The following is a 16,292-nucleotide window of genomic DNA, read 5'->3' as shown; positions in this document are numbered from 1 at the left end:
GCGCCGTGGTGATTCGCGCCGCGGATCTCGGGGTAGTCCCACGGTGGGGAAACGAAACCGAAACAGTCAGGAGCGATGATGTCGCGGATTCCCGTGTACTCGGTCGACAACGCGCCGCAGGAAGTGCGTGACCAGCTGGAGGCCCTGCGCGCGCAGTTCGGCAAGGTCCTCAACATCCACGGGGAAATGGCCCACTCGCCCGTGGTCCTGGCCGCCTACAGCGGGATCCAGGACGCGATCGCCCGGCACGGCACCTTCGATCAGGCGACGCAGGAAGCGATCGCGCTGGCCGTCGGCAACACCAACGACTGCGACTACTGCCAGTCCGCGCACACCCAGGGAGCGCTCGCCGCGGGCTGGTCCGAAAAGGACACCGTGGCGATCCGCGACGGGGGCATCGACGCGAATCCGAAGCTGACCGTCCTGTTGGACGTGGCCCGCGCCATCGCGCGTGACGGGGGAGAGGTCGACGAGCGAACGTGGTCTCGAGCCCGCGAGGCCGGGTGGAGCGATGTCGAGCTGACCGAGCTTTTCACACACGTGATCGTCAACGTCTTCACGAACTACTTCAACCATTTCGTCCACACCGATCTGGACCTGCCCGCTGCCTCCGGCCTGGGTGGGTGAGCGTTTCGGTTCGGCGGGAAGGACGCGATTTGAACGAGGTGGGGTGATCCCGTCTTCCGACAGGCGGGAGCACCCGCTCACGAGCAGGCGGAAAGTTTCGACAACGCGGTGAGTGTGGACATCATCGACTGGTGCTCTCCTCGGCCGGGGGTGCTGACGTGCTCTCGGGGGGTCGGGGTGGTGGGGTGTGCTCGGTCGCCGGCCGCTCCGCCGGTGCTGCGGCTCCTCCGTGCTTCCGGCGCCGGTGGATGGTCTTGGCCACGGCGCGGGCTTCCAGCCCGGCGTAGCGCAGATGTCCGCTGGGGTGGTTGGTGAAGCCGATGAAGTACAGGTCCGGGGCCTGGGGGCTGGTGCGGGACCCGCGCACGGTGGGCAATCCGCGCGGGCTGACCAGGGGCGTGGGGCCCAGCAGTTTCTCGAGGTCGGTGGTGTAGCCGGTGGCGGCGATGATGCTGTCGGGCTGGATGCTGCTCCGGTCGGTCAGCTGGACCCGCGGGCCGTCGATCGCGGCGACGGTGGGCACCGGCTGCACCCCGCCCCGCCGGATCTCGTCGACGAGGCCGCGGTCGTGCACCGGGTTGAGCTCGTCGCGCCGGGCTCGGGTGTAGAGCCCCTCGTCGGGGCGGGACAGCCCGCGGGAGCTCAGGTCCGGCAGGCAGAGGCGTTCGAAGGTGGTGGTGAGCAGGTCCGCCGCCGGTGTGGGGAGCTTGTCCACGAGGACGCCCATCCGCTGCCAGCGGTCGGCCGCGGGCGGGATGATGTTCGGCGGCGTTCGGACGGACCACCAGACGCGGTGGGCGCCGTTGCGGGCCAGGGCGACCGCGATTTCGGCGCCGCTGTTGCCCGCTCCCACGACCAGGACCGAGTGGCCGCCGTAGGGAGTGGGGTTCTGGTAGCGGGCCGAGTGCACCAGGGAGCCGGGGAACGTCTCCGCGCCGGGCCAGTCGGGCAGGTGCGGGGTGCGGTTGAGTCCGGTGGCGATGACCACCGCGGAGGCGGCCAGCGGCCCCTCGGGGGTGTCCAGCTGCCAGCCGGGACCGGTGCGGCGGAGCTGCTCGACCGGGGTGTTCACCCGGATGTCGAGCGCGTTGCGGTGGGCGTACTCCTCCAGGTAGCGGACCATGTCGTCGCGCGCGACCCAGCGCCCGTAGGACCGGGGGATCGGCATGCCGGGCAGGTTGGACAGTTCGCGCGCGGTGTGCAGCCGTAAGTGGTCGTACTGGTACCGCCAGCCGGCCGCGAGGTGCGCGGAGCTCTCGAGGATCGTGGCGCGCACTCCCCGCCGTCCGAGTTCGGCCGCTGCCGCCAGGCCGCTGGGGCCTGCGCCGATGATCGCTGCGGGGAGCGCGGTGTCCGTGCGGTCCTGGTTCAACCTTGTCTCCGGAAGGTGGGGGAACGGAGCGCGGCCGACCGGGGTGTTTCCGCCGCCGCGCTCGGTGCTCTCGGCGCGCACGGACACCGCCGCCGTGGCGTGCGACGACGGCGGTGTCAGCGACGTGCTCTTCGCAGGGCAGGCCAGCTGGCCCGGCAGGCACCGAGCGGTGGGGAGGTGAGCGGTCGGTTCGGCGGGTGCATGTCACCGACCTCGGTCGGCGCCGTGCGGCCGGCGCGGTCTGCCGAGCGTGCCCATCGGGAAAGTGCACCACCCTCGCTGCGCGTCTGACCGGTCGGGCTGCGGGCGCCGTGGTCGTTGACGGTGCTGTCGAGTCCTCAGGAGAGCATACGGATGGGCGCGTCGGATAGCACCCGAAAGAGGATCATGACGATCTCGTTCGTGCACGAGGCGTGATCATCCGGGGTGTCGGAGGCGAGGGGAGCTCGTGCGCCGACCGCGGGGCCCGGAGCGGACCCCGCGGTCGGGGAGGTGGCCGCTGTCGTGCGGCCGGTGTTGGTTACACGGTGTGCTCGACTCGGTTGGGGCGTGGCTCCTCGTCGGGGTCGTGGGTGAGCGCGTCGCAGATCTCGGCCGCGGCGGGCGGGGCGTCGCGGCGCATCGCTCCGACCACGACGAACAGCAGCATCGACACCAGCACGGGCGAGGCCACGGTGAGCGCGTCACCCATTTGCCAGACGTACTTCATCATCCCGTAGGTCACGAGCCCGCCTGCGAAGGAGGTCAGTGCCGCGGTGGGGCCGACCCAGCGGAACGGGCGCAGCATCCCCAGCATCATGGGGATCGAGATCGGACCCATCAGGGCGCCCACCCAGGTGATGATGATGCCGAGCACGCCGCCCAGGTTCTCGGCGTTGAGCGCGATGATCACGCTGAGGACCACGAACACGAACGTCAGGACGCGTCCGGCCATCAACGACTGGGAGTCGGTGAACTGCTTGGCGCGGCGGGAGAGCCGGGGGAGCACGTCGCGAGCCATCACCGAGGCGATCGCGGTCGCGTCGGAGGAGGCCATCGACATGGTGTGCGAGAAGAAGCCCACCAGGACCAGCCCGACCAGTCCGGCGGGCAGGTACTGCAGCGCCATCTGGCCGTAGGCGTCGTTCGAGTCGGCCACCTGGATCAGCAGGGGCGCGGCGAACATCGGCAGCATGAGCACCAGCGGCCACACCAGGTAGAGCACACTGGACAGCAGCGCGGTGTTGCGGGCCTGGGTGGCGTCCCGGGTGGCGATGTAGCGCTGGGCCAGGTTCCACATGCCGCCGTTGTACTCGAAGGTCTTGACCAGCATGTAGACCAGCACGAAGTAGGCCGGGTAGGTGCTGGTGGTCGGGCTGGTGTGGCCTTCGGGCAGCGCGCTCCAGAAGTTGAGGTAGTTCATCCCCCGGTCCGACAGCGCGGAGCCGACCGCCACGAGCATCGCGAACGCGGCCACCGCCTGGATCACGAACTGGCCCAGTTCGGTGAGCGCGTTGGCCCACAGGCCCCCGACCACGCAGTAGACGAGCGTGACCGTCGCCGTGATCAGGATGCCCCAGATCAGCGGTATCCCGACGAACTTGCTCAGCAGCATGGCGATCGCCGACCACTTGGCCGCCACGTCGAAGACCTTGAGCAGGGAACCGCTCCAGGCCAGCACCTGCTGCGTGGTCACGTTGAAGCGCCGCGCCAGGTATTCCAGCGGTGAGGCGATGTTGTAGGTCCTGCGCAGCCTGTTCCACTTGGGCGCGAACAGGAACGCGCCGATGCCGGTGGCCACCGACAGCGGGAACAGGAAGACGACGTAGGAGACGATGCCCTGGTCGTAGGCCACTCCCGCGTAGGCCACGAAGATCACCGCGCTGTAGCCGGACATGTGGTGCGAGATGCCCGCGAGCCACCACGGCATGCGACCGCCGGCGGTGAAGAAGTCCGCCGAGTTCGACACCTGGCGATACGACCACAGGCCGATGGCGAGCATCACCAGCAGGTAGCCCGCGATTACCACCCAATCCAAGAAATGCATGTCGTGGTCCTTTCCTCGGGCGGGTGGGTGGTCACAGCCGGAAGGCCGTTCTCGGCTGGCGTTCGTTCAGGTCGCGCAGCACGTTGGCCGCGTCGTCCTCGTCGAGCACGTGCTCGGCGACCAGGCTCGCCAGGTGTGCCGCGTCCACCCGGCGTGCGGTGTCGTGCCGGGCCGGGATGGAGCAGAAGCCCCTGGTGTCGTCGATGAATCCCGCGGTGCGGTGGAAACCGGCCGTTTCGGTCACCGCATCGCGGAACCGGCGCATCGCCCGGGGCGCGTCCAGGAACCACCACGGCGCTCCGAGGTAGACCGAGGGGTAGAAACCGGCCAGCGGGGCGAGTTCGCGGGAGAACACGGTCTCGTCGAGCGTGCAGACCACGGTGCGGAAGCGCGGGTTGGTGCCGAAGCGTTCCAGCATCGGGTGCAGGGCCCGGGTGAACTCGGCCTGCAGGGGGATGTCGTGGCCGGTGTCGGGGCCGTAGCGGGCGAAGGTCTCGAAGTGGTGGTTGCGGCGGCTGCCGGTGTGCAGCGTTAGGACCATGCCGTCCTCGCTGGACATCCGGGCCATCTCCCCGAGCAGGGCGCGGGAGAGCGTCTCGGCCTCCGCGGTGGAGGCGGTGCCTGCGCGCACGGAGTCGAACAGCCGGGAGGCCTCCGGTTCGGACAGGAACTCCATCCGGGGGGTGGTGGCGCTGTGGTCGGTGGCGGTGGCGCCGTGCTCGCGGAAGAACTCCCTGCGGTTTTCCAGCGCGCGGATCAGCCCGGCGTAGGTGCCGGTGTCGACGCCGCTGGCCGCGGCGAGGCGGTCGAGGGCGTCTGGCCAGCCCGCTGCCGTGGCGTCGAGGTAGTGGTCCGGACGGAAGGTCGGTATCACGCGGCCCGTCCAGTCCGGGTCCTGCTGCAGCGCCCGGTGGTGGCGCAGGTCGTCGGCAGGGTCGTCGGTGGTGGCCAGCACCTCGATGCCGAACGAGTCGTACAGCTGCCGCGGGCGCATTCCCGGCTGGGCGAGCTTGGCGACCAGCTCGTCGAAGAGCTCGTCGGCGGTGTCCGCGCTGGGGTGGACCGTGACTCCCAGCAGGTCGTGCAGTTCGGCTTCCAGCCACTGCCGGGAGGCGGTGCCGAGGAACAGGTGCCAGTGCTGGCAGAACCTGCGCCACACCTCGCGCGGGGGAGCGGTTTCCGAGCCGTCCTGGTCGACCAGTCCCAGTTCGTGCAGCGGCACGCTGTGGGCGTGCAGCAGGCGGGTGACGTAGTGGTCGGGGGTGACCAGCAGCGAAGCCGGGTCCTCGAAGGGGGTGTTGTGCGCGAGCAGCGCCGGGTCGACGTGCCCGTGCGGGCTGATCAGCGGCAGGTCCCGCACCGATTCGTACAGGCGCCGGGCGATCGCCCGTTCGGTGGGCTCGCCGGGCAGCAGGCGGTCGGGATGTGGTTGGAGGGGCTTGCGGGCGGTGTTCACGGCGCTGCCGGGGGAGCCGCGCTGGTGCGCGCTCCCGTCCGGCTCGTTCCGCCGCGCCGAAACTGTGACGTGATCCATGCCGGGAAGGATCGAAACCTGCCGGCAATATCGGCAACAAGTTGCCGTTAGTTGCAGTTCATCGGCGGGGCGGTCGAGGACCGGAGCACGAGGTGCGAGCAGAAGGTGGTCGTCTCCTCGCGGGAGCCGCGCACCGCGGGTTCGGACAGCACCACGTCCACGGCACGCCTGCCGATTTCCGAGGTGGGCCCGGAGATCGTGGTCAGGCCGGGCACGGTCAGCTCGGCGCTGAAGATGTCGTCGCAGCCGATCAGGCTCAGGTCCCGGGGCACGTGCAGGTTCCGCTCGCGGAGGTGTTGCATGACGCTGATCGCCAGCAGGTCGTTGTAGGCGATGGCGGCGGTGACGGGTTCGGCGGAGACGGCGGTGGCGGCTTCGCCTCCGCTGCTGCGGTCGGGGGTGAAGGGGCCGAGGAACACCGCCTGCATGCCGAGCGCGGCGGTTTCCTCCTGCACGGTGCGCCAGCGCATGCCGTTCATCCACGAGTTGCGGGGGCCGGACAGGTAGGCGATCCGGCGGTGTCCGAGCGCTGCCAGGTGGTCCACCGCCTCGCGCACTCCCCGGGCGGTGTCCCAGACGAGGCTGGGGACGTCGTCGATCTCCCTGTTGATCATCACCAGTGGGCGGTATCTGGCCAGCTGGCGCACGAAGTCCCCGGACAGCCGGGAGGTCGCCAGGATGCCGCCGCTGGTGGCGGCGAGCACCTGGCGCAGGTTGCTCGCCTCGACCCGGGGGGACTCGTCGCTGTCGGTGAGCGTCAGCGTGTAGTTGTGCTGGTTGGCCCGGGCCTGTGCCGCTTTGATCAGCGCCGAGTAGTAGGGGTTCGAGATGTCGGGCACCAGCAGCATCAGCGTGCGGATCCGCCCCGGGGACTCGAACCGGGCCAGCGGGCGGGGTTCGTAGCCGATCTCCTGGGCGGCGTTGCGGACCAGTTCCTGCGTGGTCGGGTTGACCCGCTCCGGGGCGCTGAAGGTTCTGGACACCGTGGAGGCGGCGACTCCGCAGTGGCGGGCCACGTCGTAGATCGTCGGTTTGCGGGCTCCCATGTCGTCTCCTGGCTGCTCGTCGGGTTCGCCGCACAGCCTGTCGCAGCTGCTCGGCGAGGGGAACCTCTCACGGCGGTGCGCCTGCTCCGGTGCTCCGGCGGGCTCGCCCGGTGCTGCCCCGCCCGGCGGCACCGCCGCGGCCTGCCCCCCGGGACGGGAACCTCTCGTCCGATGGGGTGTTGGTGCCCGCGGTGGCCGCGCGTCGCGCCGCGTCGGTGACGTGCGGGAATCCCGTCGAATGCGGGCCGAGTGGAATTGTTGCCAGGAATCGGCTTGATCGTGAAAGTGTTGACTGCGGTTACGCGGCGTTGCGATTCTCGTTGCACACGATTTCGGATATCCGTTTAACTAATTCCGTTTCGGTGGTGGCCGGCTCGTCTCGTTCGACGGGCACCGCCCGGGCGGTTCCCCGAACTCGCGGGGCGGTGCTCGACTCGCGAGCTCGGGAAAAGGTGTTTCCCGCCGATTTCTTTGGAGGATCCATCCATGTCCGAACACGATCGCCGTGCTTTTCTGCGGACCACGGGCGCGGCCGCCGCTGGGGTGGCCGCGCTGTCGGCGACTTCCGCGGCCGGTGCAGGCGCGGAGCCAGCGGGCCGTGCCGACTACATCGTGGACCACCCGGTTCCCGGCGGATTTCCGCTGGCCACGCGGGGCAGGGTCGCGTCCTTGGTCGTCGACGCCGAGGATCACGAGGGTGTCGTTCGCGTGGTCGACGATCTCCGGCGGGATCTGCACGCGGTGACCGGGCTGCGACCGCGGGTGGCGAACTCGGCCGGTCGGCGCGGTCCCCAGGTGGTGATCGGAACGATCGGGCGGAGTCGTCTGATAGACGGGTTGGTCGAGAGCGGAAAACTCGATGTGGACGGCATCGCCGGAGAATGGGAAACTTCCCTGGAACAGATCGTGGAGAATCCGTTCGACGGGGTGGAGCGCGCGCTCGTTCTCGCGGGAAGTGACCAGCGCGGAACGATTTACGCGTGTTACGACGTCTCCGCGCGGATCGGGGTCTCGCCCTGGTACTGGTGGGACGACATTCCCGCGCGGCAGCACGAGGAATTGTTCGTGCTGCCCGGAAGGCACACCCAGGGTCCACCGGCGGTGAAATACCGCGGATTCTTCATCAACGACGAGGCTCCCGCGCTCAACCGGTGGGCTCCCGAGCATTTCGGCCCGGGCAAGGCCCCGGGGCACCCGAACGGATTCAACCACGAGTTCTACGCCAAGGTCTTCGAGACCATGCTGCGGCTCAAGGCGAACTACCTGTGGCCCGCGATGTGGGGGCGCGCCTTCGCCGAGGACGACCCGCTCAACCACGAGACCGCGGCGAAGTACGGCATCGTGATGGGCACCGCGCACAACGAGCCGATGCTGTGCGGGATCGAGGAGTGGAACCGGCACGCCGTGCCCGCCGAACGCGACGAGCAGGGCAACATCGTGAAGCCGGGGCACGATCCCTACGGGGGGACCGGGGAGTGGAGTTTCCTGCGGAACCGTCCCGCGATCGAGGCGTACTGGACCGAGGGCATCCGCCGGATGGTGCAGCGCGGCATCGAAGGCGTGGTCACGCTCGGGATGCGCGGGAACGGGGACTTCGAGCTCGGTGACGGTGACTCGAAGGAGCTGATGCGCCGCATCGTGGACAGCCAGCGCAGCATCCTGCGCTCCGAGACCGGGTCCGATCCCGCCGAGGTGCCGCAGGTGTGGACGCTGTACAAGGAGGTGCAGCGCTACTGGGACGAGGGGCTGCGTCCTCCCGACGACGTCACCGTGGTGATCACCGACGACAACTGGGGCAACCTGCGCAAGCTGCCGGATCCGGAGCTGTCGGAACGGCCCGGGGGCTACGGGTTGTACTACCACTACGACTACGTGGGCACGGGCCGGAACTACAAGTGGGTCGACACCAACCCGCTGCCCAACATCTGGGACCAGCTCAACCAGGCCTACAGCTACGGGGTGGACCGGCTGTGGGTGGTCAACGTCGGCGATTTCAAGGGGATGGAACGCCCGCTGCAGTTCTTCCTGGACTACGCCTGGGATCCGCAGCGGTGGCCGGTGTCGCGGTTGACCGAGTGGGAGCACCGGTTCGTCGAGCAGAACTTCGGGAGCGGGCAGGCGGGTCCCATCGCCGATGTGCTGCACGGTTACGCCGTGCTGCAGGCGCGGCGCAAGCCGGAGTTGTTGAACCGCCGCATCACCGTGGATCCGGACAAGGATCTGTCCACCGACCCGTCCGCGGTGGTCTACGACGACCGGGCCAGCCCGTTCAGCCTGTCCAACTACCGGGAGCTGGAGCGGGTCACCGAGGAGTGGAAGCGGTTGGCCGCCGAGGCCGAGCGCGTTCGCGAGCAGCTGCCGGAGGCCGACCGGGCGGGGTACTACGAGCTCGTGCTGTACCGCGTCAAGGCCAGCGCCAATCTCTACGAACTGCGGCTGGCCGAGTTCACCAACCTCCTGTACGCGGACCAGCGCCGCGCGGCCACGAACGGACTGGCCGAGACGGCCGAGGCCCGTTTCGCCGATGATCAGGCGATGTCGGACTACTACAACAACGAGCTCGCCGGGGGCAAGTGGAAGGGGTTCCAGACCCAGCCGAAGATCGGCTACGGCGATGTGGAGCGCTACGGTCCGCAGGCCTCGTGGCAGCAGCCGCAGCGGGACAACACGGCCCTGCCCGATGCGATCTTTCCTCCGGTGCGTCGTGTGGAGCTGCCTGCGGTGGCCGAGATGGGCGTGGCGATCGACGGGTCCGAGCGCTGGTGGCCGCACGCGCGGGAGGAGGCCGTGCTGCCCGCGTTCAGCCCTTACCAGAGTGGTCCCGCCCAGTACATCGAGGTGTTCAACCGGGGGTCGGTGCCGTTCGACTACGGCATCGAACCGGCGGTGCCGTGGATCACCGTGGACTCGCGTGCGGGCAGGGTGGTCGAGCAGGTCCGGGCGACCGTGCGGGTGGACTGGAAGAAGGCCCCCGAGGGAGTGAACCGGGTGCCGATCACGGTTTCCGGGCCCGGCGGGTCGCGTGTCGAGGTGCTGGCGGTGGTGGACAACAGGCGGCTCGGCCGCCGTCGGCGGAACGGGTTCGTGGAGGCCGACGGGCACGTGTCCATCGAGGGCGAGAACTACGCGCGGGCGGTCGGCACGCGCGGGGTGAGCTGGCAGCGCATCCCGGACATCGGGCGCACGGGCTCGGGGATGGAGCCGTTCCCGGTCACCGCTGCGGTCCAGCGGCCGGGAGGTGCGAGTCCGCGGCTGGAGTACCGGGCGACGCTGTTCACCACCGGGGAGGTCGACATCACGGTTCACGTCTCGCCGCGCAACAACGTGTTCGCCACCGAGGGGCTGCGCTACGCCGTCTCGGTCGACGACGCGGCCCCTCAGGTCGTCAACATCACCGCGGCCACCGGGGCGGATGCCACGAAGATGAATCGCCAGTGGCAGCGCAACACCTCGGACAACATCAACCGGACGACCACCAGGCACACGATCCCGGAAGCGGGCGTGCACCTGATCAAGATCTGGATGGTGGATCCGACCGTGGTGGTGCAGAAGATCGTGGTGGACACCGGTGGGCAGCGCTACAGCTACCTCGGACCGCCGGAGAGCACCCGGCGCGACTAGGACCCCATGACGGAGCTGTGTGTGGAGGGGGTAGCCGTTCGTAGGGTCGACTCCTCGGGACGGGCACGCCATTCGGGACGGGTCTTTTCGGACGGGTTCCTTCATGGTCCTGGTGGGAACGTCGTGTTTGGAAACATCACGGCCCGGGTACGGACGGGTCATGGCCGAGGAGGTTGCGCGCACATCGTCTGAAGTGTCCGGCGAGGCGTTGGGCCGGTGCGGGGCGGGGGCGGTGCCTTTCCGCGGGGCGGGGCGCCGCACTCGTCGCGGCGCCGGTGCCGGCCTCGCCGCGTTCCCGCGGAGTGCGCGCCTAACCGCCCCGCCGGAGGTGCCACCCCGGGAGCCTGCCGGTGAGTCCGGTTCGCACGACGGTGTTTCACGTCGTGCGGGCTGACGCGCTGCTGCTCGCCGTTCCGGGTGTGCTGCTGGTGGCCACGGTCGGGGCGGTGCCGCTGGCCCGCCGGTTCGGCGCCGGTGCGGGCTATCCGCTGGCCGTGCTCTCCGCCGGGGCCGGAGGGCTGCTGCTGACGCTGCTCGGGGACGCGCTCGAGGACCCGGTCACGGTGGCCGGCGAGTGGATCCCGACGCTGGGGGCGCAGTGGAGTCTGCGGCTCGATGCGCTGGGCCTCGTCTTCGCCCTGGTGGTCACCTTCGTGGGGGCGGTGGTGCTGGCCTACTCGCCGCGGTATCTCCACGGTGGGGAGACCGACCCGTCGCGCTACTACGGTGCGCTGGCGGGGTTCGCGGCGGCGATGACGCTGCTGGTGCTCGCCGGGGACGCGCTCGTGCTGTACGTCGGGTGGGAGATCACGACCCTGGCGTCCTACTTGCTCATCGCGTCGGCACCGGCAGGACGCCGCGCCGCGACGCGCGCCCTGATGCTCACGTTCGTCGGCGGGCTGGCGCTGCTGGCCGCGATCCTGCTGGCCGGGGCCCGGCTGAACACCGTGGCGCTGACCGAGCTCACCGATGTGGACCGCTGGGCGGGGGCGCCGCTGGTGCCGTTCCTGGCGCTGCTGGTCGTGGCCGCGGCGGTGAAGTCGGTGCAGGTGCCGTTCCACGTGTGGCTGCCGACCGCGATGGTGGCCCCCACCCCGGTCAGCGCCTACCTGCACGCGGCGGCGATGGTGACGGCGGGGCTCTACCTGCTGCTGCGCTTCGCGGAACCGATCGGTGCGCAACCGGTTGTCGGGGCGGCCGTCGCCGCGCTCGGGGCGGCCACCGCGCTGTTCGCCGCGGCGGCGGCCGTGCGGCGCAGGGACATGAAGGAGCTGCTGGCGTTCTCGACGATCAGCCAGCTCGGTTTCATGACGGCGCTGGTCGGCGTCGGCACCGCGGAGGCGGTCACCGGTGCTGTCGTCTACTTCCTCGCGCACGCCACGTACAAGAGCGCGCTGTTCTTGTGCGCCGGGACGTACGACCACGCGGTGGGCTCGCGGGCACTGCCCGAGCTGGCCGGTTCGGCCCGCAGGCTGCCGCTGACCAGCGGCGCGCTGGTGCTGGCGTGCTTGTCGATGTCGGGCCTGCCACCGGCGCTGGGCTACGTCGGCAAGGAGGCGGCGCTCAAGGGGGCGCTGCACCCCGCCGACGCGCTGGGCTTCGCGGTGCTGGCCTGCATCGTGGCCGCGCAGGCGCTGACGGTCGCCTACAGCGTGCGTCTCGCGGCCGCCCCGTTCCGGCGTGGCGCGCGCACGCGTGCCGGGCGCGGCCGGTCGCCGGCCACCGCGGAGTGGTCGATGGCGCTGTGGCCCGCCGTGCTGGCCGTGGCCACGGTCTGCTTGGGCGCGGTCACCGCCAAGCTCGTCCCGTTGCGGCTCGCGCCGTTGACCGACGCCGCCGCCGAGGTCGCGGCGGGAGCCGCCCCCGGCTCCTCGCTCGCCCTGTGGCACGGGCTCACCCCGGCGTTCCTCGTCTCGCTGGGGATCTTCGCCGCGGGCGGGGTGCTGTTCGCGGTGTGGCACCTGCGGGGCTGGTGGCGGTTGCTGCCGGACGAGCTCGGCTCGCGGGCGGTCGACGCGCTCGGGGCCTTGCTGCGGGGGTGCGGGCGTCCCGTCGAGCGGGTGCTGGTGAGCACGGCAGTGGCGACCCACTTGGCGATCGTGTTCCTGGTGGTGGCCGTGGTGGTGTGGGGGGCGCTGCTCGCGTTTCCCGCCCCGGTCGGTCCCGCGGGGGAGGCGGCCCCGCGGTGGGTGGTGTCGGTGCTGATCGCGGGTGCGGCCGTGGCCGTCGCGGTGACGAAGAACTGGCTGACGGCGTTCGCGACGTTGGCCGCGGTGGGGTTCCTGGTCGCGGCGTGGTACGTCCTGTTCGGCGCGCCGCAGCTGGCGGCCGTGCAGCTCGTCGTCGACGGTCTGACGGTGATGCTGGCGCTGTTCGTGCTCCGGCACCTGCCGCGCAGGTACGTCGACGTGCAGTGGCCCCGCCGGGTGTGGGCCGCGGGCGTGGCCCTCGCCGGGGGCGTCACGTTCGCGGGGCTGTCGCTGTTCCAGCGCAGCGCGTCACTGCCGCCTGCGTCCGAGGCCTATCTCGCCGAAGCGCGTTCCTCGAGCACCGGCAACGTGGTCACCGAGGTCCTGAGCCACTACCGCGCGCTGGACACGCTCGGTGAGACCGCGGTGATCGCGGTGGCCGCGATCGGCGTCGTGGCCGTGCTGCGCGCGCGGAGGGGGCGGTCATGAACACGCTGATCAGCCGGATCGCCGCTCGCGTGGTCACTCCGCTGGCCGTGGTGCTGGGCGTCCTGCTGTACCTGCGGGGGCATTTCACGCTGGGCGGGGGTTTCCTGGCCGCGGTGGTGATCGGGATCGCGGCCGTGTTCCGCCACATCACGATCGGGGCGAAGTCCGTCGAACGGCTGCTCGACCGCGGCACCGGTGACGTCGTCGGGGCGGGGGTGTTGCTGATGGTTCTCTACGGTTTCGCGGGATACCTGTGGGGCGGCGGGTTCTTCGCCTCGGCGGAGCTGCACCTGCGGCTTCCCGCGCTCGGGGAGGTGACGGTGCCCTCGACGTTGCTGTTCGAGCTGGGGATCGCGTTGACCGTGGTGGGCATCGTGGTGGCCGTCATTCACGAACTCGGGGGAGAGCGATGAGCGCCGCGATCGCGACCGGGGTGCTGGCCGCGGCGGGGATCTACCTGCTGCTCCACGGGAGTCTCGTGCGCGTGGTGATCGGTTTTCTGCTGCTGCAGCACGCGGTCAACCTCCTGCTGGTCACCGCGCGTTCGCCGCAGCGGGACGAGGCGCCGATCCTGCCCGCGGTCGCGCCGCAGGACCCGCTCGGGCAGGCGTTCGTGGTCACCGCGATCGTGATCGGGTTCGCGTCGGTGATATTCCTGCTGGCGCTCACGCTGCGGTACGTGCGCGCGGTCCGCGCGAGCGGGTCGGCAGGCCGGGGCAACAGCGCGGTCGAGTCCGCCTCCGGGGAGGGAGGGGGTGGCGCGTCGTGGTGAGCACGCAGCTGCTGCTGTTGAGTCCGCTGATCGCGCCGCTGGCCGCGGCGGCGTTCGCGGCGCTTGGGCGACGCTGGAACGGAGTCCAGCGCGCGGTCACCTTCGCGGCGCTGGTGGTGGTGATCGCCGCGGGGGTGCTGCTGGTCGTCGAGTCGTTGTCCTCGGGGGTCGTGTCCACGGTGGTGGGGGGCAAGAGTTCCCTGACGGGCATCGCGTTGACGGCCGATCCGTTCGGAGCGGCGCTCGTGGCGGCCACGGGGGTGCTGGCCGCGGTGGTCACCGCGACGGTGGTCGCGACCGGTGACGACCGCTCGTCCTTCCTGCAGCCGTTGATGCTGGTGCTGCTGGGCGGGGCCTGCGGCAGTTTCCTCGCCGGGGACCTGTTCAACCTCTTCGTGTTCTTCGAGGTGGTGCTCATCGGCAGCTACGTGCTGCTGATCCTGCTCGGCGGGCTGCCTCAGCTGCGGGCGGCCCGCGTCTACGTCACGGTCAACCTGATCGGGACGATGCTGCTGCTGACCGGCATCGCCGGTGTGTTCGCCGCGACCGGCACCGTGAACCTGGCGCGGCTGGCCCAGCAGCCGGTGGTCGAGTCCGGGGCCGCGCCGGGGGCGGTGCTGGTCGTGCTGGCCTTCACGGTCAAGGCCGGTCTGCTGCCGTTCTCCGGTTGGCTCGCGGTGGGCTACCCGGTCGTCCAGCGCACCACGATGGCGTTGTTCGCCGGCACGTTGACCACGGTCGGTGTGGCAGCGCTGTACCGGGTGGTGCTGCTGGCCTTCGACGGTTCGCCCGTGCTGCGGGGCGGGGTGCTCGTCGTCGCCGTGGCGACCTTGCTGCTCGCCTCGGTGGCGGCCGTGGCGGCGCATCCGCACGGGCGGGTTCTCGGGTTGCTGATCGTGACTCAGGTCGGGTTCATGGCCGCCGGTTTCGGGCTGGGAACCGCGGCCGCCGTGACCGCGGGGGTGTTCTTCGTCCTGCAGGACGTGGTCATCAAGGCGGCCGCCGTCCTGGCCTACCGCCCTCTCGGCGAGTCCGCGGCGCCGGGGGGAGGAGCGCGGGCGGTGGCTTTGACCGGTTTCGCGCTGCTGGCGCTGTCGCTGGTGGGGGTGCCGCCGCTGGCCGGTTTCGTCGGCAAGGCGTTGCTCGTGGAGGCGGCCTTCGAGGCGGGGTCGGTCGTGGTGGTCGTGGCGGTGCTGGTGGCCTCCGCGGCGACGCTCGCGGCCCTGCTGCCGCTGTGGTGGCACGTGAGCGGGCGGGGCGGGGGCGAGTCCGGTGGCGGGGCGAGCTCCGCGCGGTTGTCGGCGTGCGTGGGGCCCGCGGTGGCGGTGGCCGCGGCCGCGCTGGTGGTCGGGATCGCGCCCGGGTGGCTGCTCGCGGTCGCCGAGGGGGCGGCGGAGGTGCTCGTCGACCCCGCCGTCTACGCACGGCAGGTGCTCGGATCATGACTCCGCTGCGACGAATTCGGCGGCTGGCGGCACTGGTGCTGACCTTCGCGGACCAGCTCGTACGTGCCAACTTCGAGGTCACCCGCACGGTGGTCACTCCGGGAACGGTCGATGCCGCGGTGCTCGCCCTCGAGCTGGAAACCGGAAATCCCTGGTTGATCACCACACTCGCGAACCTGATCTCGTTGACGCCCGGCACGCTCACGCTCGACGTGGCCGAGGACCGGAGCAGCATGTACGTCCACGTGCTCGCGACCCGACCGTTGGAGGACCGTCGGGACGATCTCCGCAAGATGCAGCGTCTGCTCCTGGAGGCGGTGGGATGACACCGGTGGATCTGCCGCTGGCCGTGCTCGCGATCGGTTTCGCGCTCGCGTTGGGGCGTGTCGCGTGGGGACCGTCACCCGCCGATCGGGTGATCGCCGCCGAACTCGCCTTCGTCGTGCTGCTCGCCGGGTTGGGGCTGCTCGCCGCCCGACTCGAGTCCACGCACGTTCTCACCGTCGCGGTCATCGTAGCGCTGCTTCAGTTCGTCACCACGGCCGCGCTGGCCTATCTGATCCAGCGCACCCACACGGGTGAGGAGGATTCGGAATGATCTGGGTGGGCACGGTCGTCGCGACCCTCGGCGCGTTGCTGTGCCTGATCGCCGCCGTGGGACTGGTGCGGTTGTCCGATCCGCTCTCCCGGCTGCAGGCGGTGACCAAGGCCAGCACGCTCGGACTCGCACTCTCGCTGACCGGGGCGGTGCTCGCCCTGCCCACGGTGGACGTCGCGGGCAAGGCCGTGATCGTCGTGGTCTTCTACTGGCTGGTGGCACCTGTCTCCGGGCATCTCATCGGGCGGGCCGCCTACCGCACCGAGCCCGGAAGGGTGCTGCGGGTCGACGAAGCCGTCGAGCACTTCGAGCCCCCGGGCGGGGGAACGTGAACGCAAGCCCGGAGGCGTGTCCGGCGGGGGGTTGAAGATGTTGGCCAGCTGGGCCGCCACCCAGGATCTGGCGGAGGAGCAGCCGGAACGCACCGACAGGGAGAACCAGGCCGACTAGGTGCTGTTTAGGAATTGATCTTGGCGAGGTCGGCGAGCCAGATGTTGATGGAGGCAATGTGCACGGTGGCTTCGTAGCGGACGGCGAGTTTGTCGTAGCGGCTGGCGACGGCGCGGTGGTGTT

At 70.5% G+C, this 16,292-nt stretch carries 13 protein-coding genes; 9 read left to right on the top strand and 4 right to left on the bottom strand.

All coding sequences use genetic code 11. The features are described from left to right. Window positions 1–78 precede the first annotated feature (78 nt). Window positions 79–627 carry a carboxymuconolactone decarboxylase family protein gene (locus G9Q41_RS20285; RefSeq protein WP_092522595.1) on the top strand — a complete coding sequence of 183 codons (549 nt, stop codon included), beginning with the start codon at window positions 79–81 and terminating at the stop codon, window positions 625–627. A gap of 121 nt (window positions 628–748) precedes the next feature. Here G9Q41_RS20285 and G9Q41_RS20280 read toward each other — a convergent pair whose 3' ends face one another. The 4 genes from G9Q41_RS20280 to G9Q41_RS20265 form a co-directional block, all read right to left on the bottom strand. Beyond that, window positions 749–1,999 (bottom strand): NAD(P)/FAD-dependent oxidoreductase, encoded by a 1,251-nt coding sequence (locus G9Q41_RS20280; protein ID WP_165633889.1) that lies wholly within the window; start codon window positions 1,997–1,999, stop codon window positions 749–751. Window positions 2,000–2,519: 520 nt separating this feature from the next. Next, window positions 2,520–4,025 (bottom strand): sodium:solute symporter family protein, encoded by a 1,506-nt coding sequence (locus tag G9Q41_RS20275; RefSeq protein WP_165633890.1) that lies wholly within the window; start codon window positions 4,023–4,025, stop codon window positions 2,520–2,522. A gap of 31 nt (window positions 4,026–4,056) precedes the next feature. Continuing rightward, entirely contained in the window at window positions 4,057–5,559 is a 1,503-nt protein-coding gene (gene uxaC, locus G9Q41_RS20270; RefSeq protein WP_165633891.1) for a glucuronate isomerase, read from the bottom strand. A 47-nt stretch (window positions 5,560–5,606) separates the two neighbouring features. Beyond that, complete coding sequence (locus G9Q41_RS20265; RefSeq protein ID WP_165633892.1) at window positions 5,607–6,605, bottom strand: LacI family DNA-binding transcriptional regulator; 999 nt, start codon at window positions 6,603–6,605, stop codon at window positions 5,607–5,609. Between the two features lie 486 nt (window positions 6,606–7,091). Here G9Q41_RS20265 and G9Q41_RS20260 point away from each other — a divergent pair, with 486 nt between their 5' ends. From G9Q41_RS20260 to mnhG, 8 genes are all read left to right on the top strand, one after another. Then, on the top strand, window positions 7,092–10,226 hold the full coding sequence (locus G9Q41_RS20260) for a glycosyl hydrolase 115 family protein (protein WP_165633893.1): 3,135 nt from the start codon (window positions 7,092–7,094) through the stop codon (window positions 10,224–10,226). Between the two features lie 350 nt (window positions 10,227–10,576). Continuing rightward, window positions 10,577–12,904, top strand: a complete 2,328-nt coding sequence (gene mbhE / locus G9Q41_RS20255) for a hydrogen gas-evolving membrane-bound hydrogenase subunit E (protein WP_165633894.1) — start codon at window positions 10,577–10,579, stop codon at window positions 12,902–12,904. Continuing rightward, window positions 12,901–13,317 carry an MnhB domain-containing protein gene (locus G9Q41_RS20250; protein ID WP_092520998.1) on the top strand — a complete coding sequence of 139 codons (417 nt, stop codon included), beginning with the start codon at window positions 12,901–12,903 and terminating at the stop codon, window positions 13,315–13,317. Before mbhE ends, G9Q41_RS20250 begins: the two co-directional genes overlap by 4 nt. Then, window positions 13,314–13,676 carry an NADH-quinone oxidoreductase subunit K gene (locus tag G9Q41_RS20245; protein WP_092521000.1) on the top strand — a complete coding sequence of 121 codons (363 nt, stop codon included), beginning with the start codon at window positions 13,314–13,316 and terminating at the stop codon, window positions 13,674–13,676. Before G9Q41_RS20250 ends, G9Q41_RS20245 begins: the two co-directional genes overlap by 4 nt. After that, window positions 13,670–15,121 carry a proton-conducting transporter membrane subunit gene (locus G9Q41_RS20240; protein ID WP_165633895.1) on the top strand — a complete coding sequence of 484 codons (1,452 nt, stop codon included), beginning with the start codon at window positions 13,670–13,672 and terminating at the stop codon, window positions 15,119–15,121. Before G9Q41_RS20245 ends, G9Q41_RS20240 begins: the two co-directional genes overlap by 7 nt. After that, the gene (locus G9Q41_RS20235; RefSeq protein WP_017975356.1) at window positions 15,118–15,447 is read left to right on the top strand and encodes a Na+/H+ antiporter subunit E; all 330 of its coding nucleotides are present in this window, start codon (window positions 15,118–15,120) and stop codon (window positions 15,445–15,447) included. The genes G9Q41_RS20240 and G9Q41_RS20235 overlap by 4 nt, the downstream gene beginning before the upstream one ends. Continuing rightward, a complete protein-coding gene (locus G9Q41_RS20230; protein ID WP_017975355.1) occupies window positions 15,444–15,719 on the top strand; it encodes a monovalent cation/H+ antiporter complex subunit F in 276 nt (91 codons plus the stop codon). The genes G9Q41_RS20235 and G9Q41_RS20230 overlap by 4 nt, the downstream gene beginning before the upstream one ends. Further along, complete coding sequence (gene mnhG / locus G9Q41_RS20225; protein WP_165633896.1) at window positions 15,716–16,051, top strand: monovalent cation/H(+) antiporter subunit G; 336 nt, start codon at window positions 15,716–15,718, stop codon at window positions 16,049–16,051. The genes G9Q41_RS20230 and mnhG overlap by 4 nt, the downstream gene beginning before the upstream one ends. Window positions 16,052–16,292: the final 241 nt, after the last annotated feature.

Origin of the sequence: Actinopolyspora sp. BKK2, from assembly GCF_011291845.1 — a bacterium.
GTDB classification, from domain to species: Bacteria; Actinomycetota; Actinomycetes; order Mycobacteriales; family Pseudonocardiaceae; genus Actinopolyspora; species Actinopolyspora saharensis.
The sequence above is the reverse complement of the archived record's forward strand: the minus strand, read 5'-3'. Positions and strand labels throughout refer to the sequence as shown.

Coding starts and splice junctions, on each gene's coding strand:
- G9Q41_RS20285 (WP_092522595.1), top strand. CDS start 79: ATGTCGCGGATTCCCGTGTACTCGGTCGACAACGCGCCGCAGGAAGTG.
- G9Q41_RS20275 (WP_165633890.1), bottom strand. CDS start 4,025: ATGCATTTCTTGGATTGGGTGGTAATCGCGGGCTACCTGCTGGTGATG.
- uxaC (WP_165633891.1), bottom strand. CDS start 5,559: ATGGATCACGTCACAGTTTCGGCGCGGCGGAACGAGCCGGACGGGAGC.
- G9Q41_RS20265 (WP_165633892.1), bottom strand. CDS start 6,605: ATGGGAGCCCGCAAACCGACGATCTACGACGTGGCCCGCCACTGCGGA.
- G9Q41_RS20260 (WP_165633893.1), top strand. CDS start 7,092: ATGTCCGAACACGATCGCCGTGCTTTTCTGCGGACCACGGGCGCGGCC.
- G9Q41_RS20250 (WP_092520998.1), top strand. CDS start 12,901: ATGAACACGCTGATCAGCCGGATCGCCGCTCGCGTGGTCACTCCGCTG.
- G9Q41_RS20245 (WP_092521000.1), top strand. CDS start 13,314: ATGAGCGCCGCGATCGCGACCGGGGTGCTGGCCGCGGCGGGGATCTAC.
- G9Q41_RS20235 (WP_017975356.1), top strand. CDS start 15,118: ATGACTCCGCTGCGACGAATTCGGCGGCTGGCGGCACTGGTGCTGACC.
- G9Q41_RS20230 (WP_017975355.1), top strand. CDS start 15,444: ATGACACCGGTGGATCTGCCGCTGGCCGTGCTCGCGATCGGTTTCGCG.
- mnhG (WP_165633896.1), top strand. CDS start 15,716: ATGATCTGGGTGGGCACGGTCGTCGCGACCCTCGGCGCGTTGCTGTGC.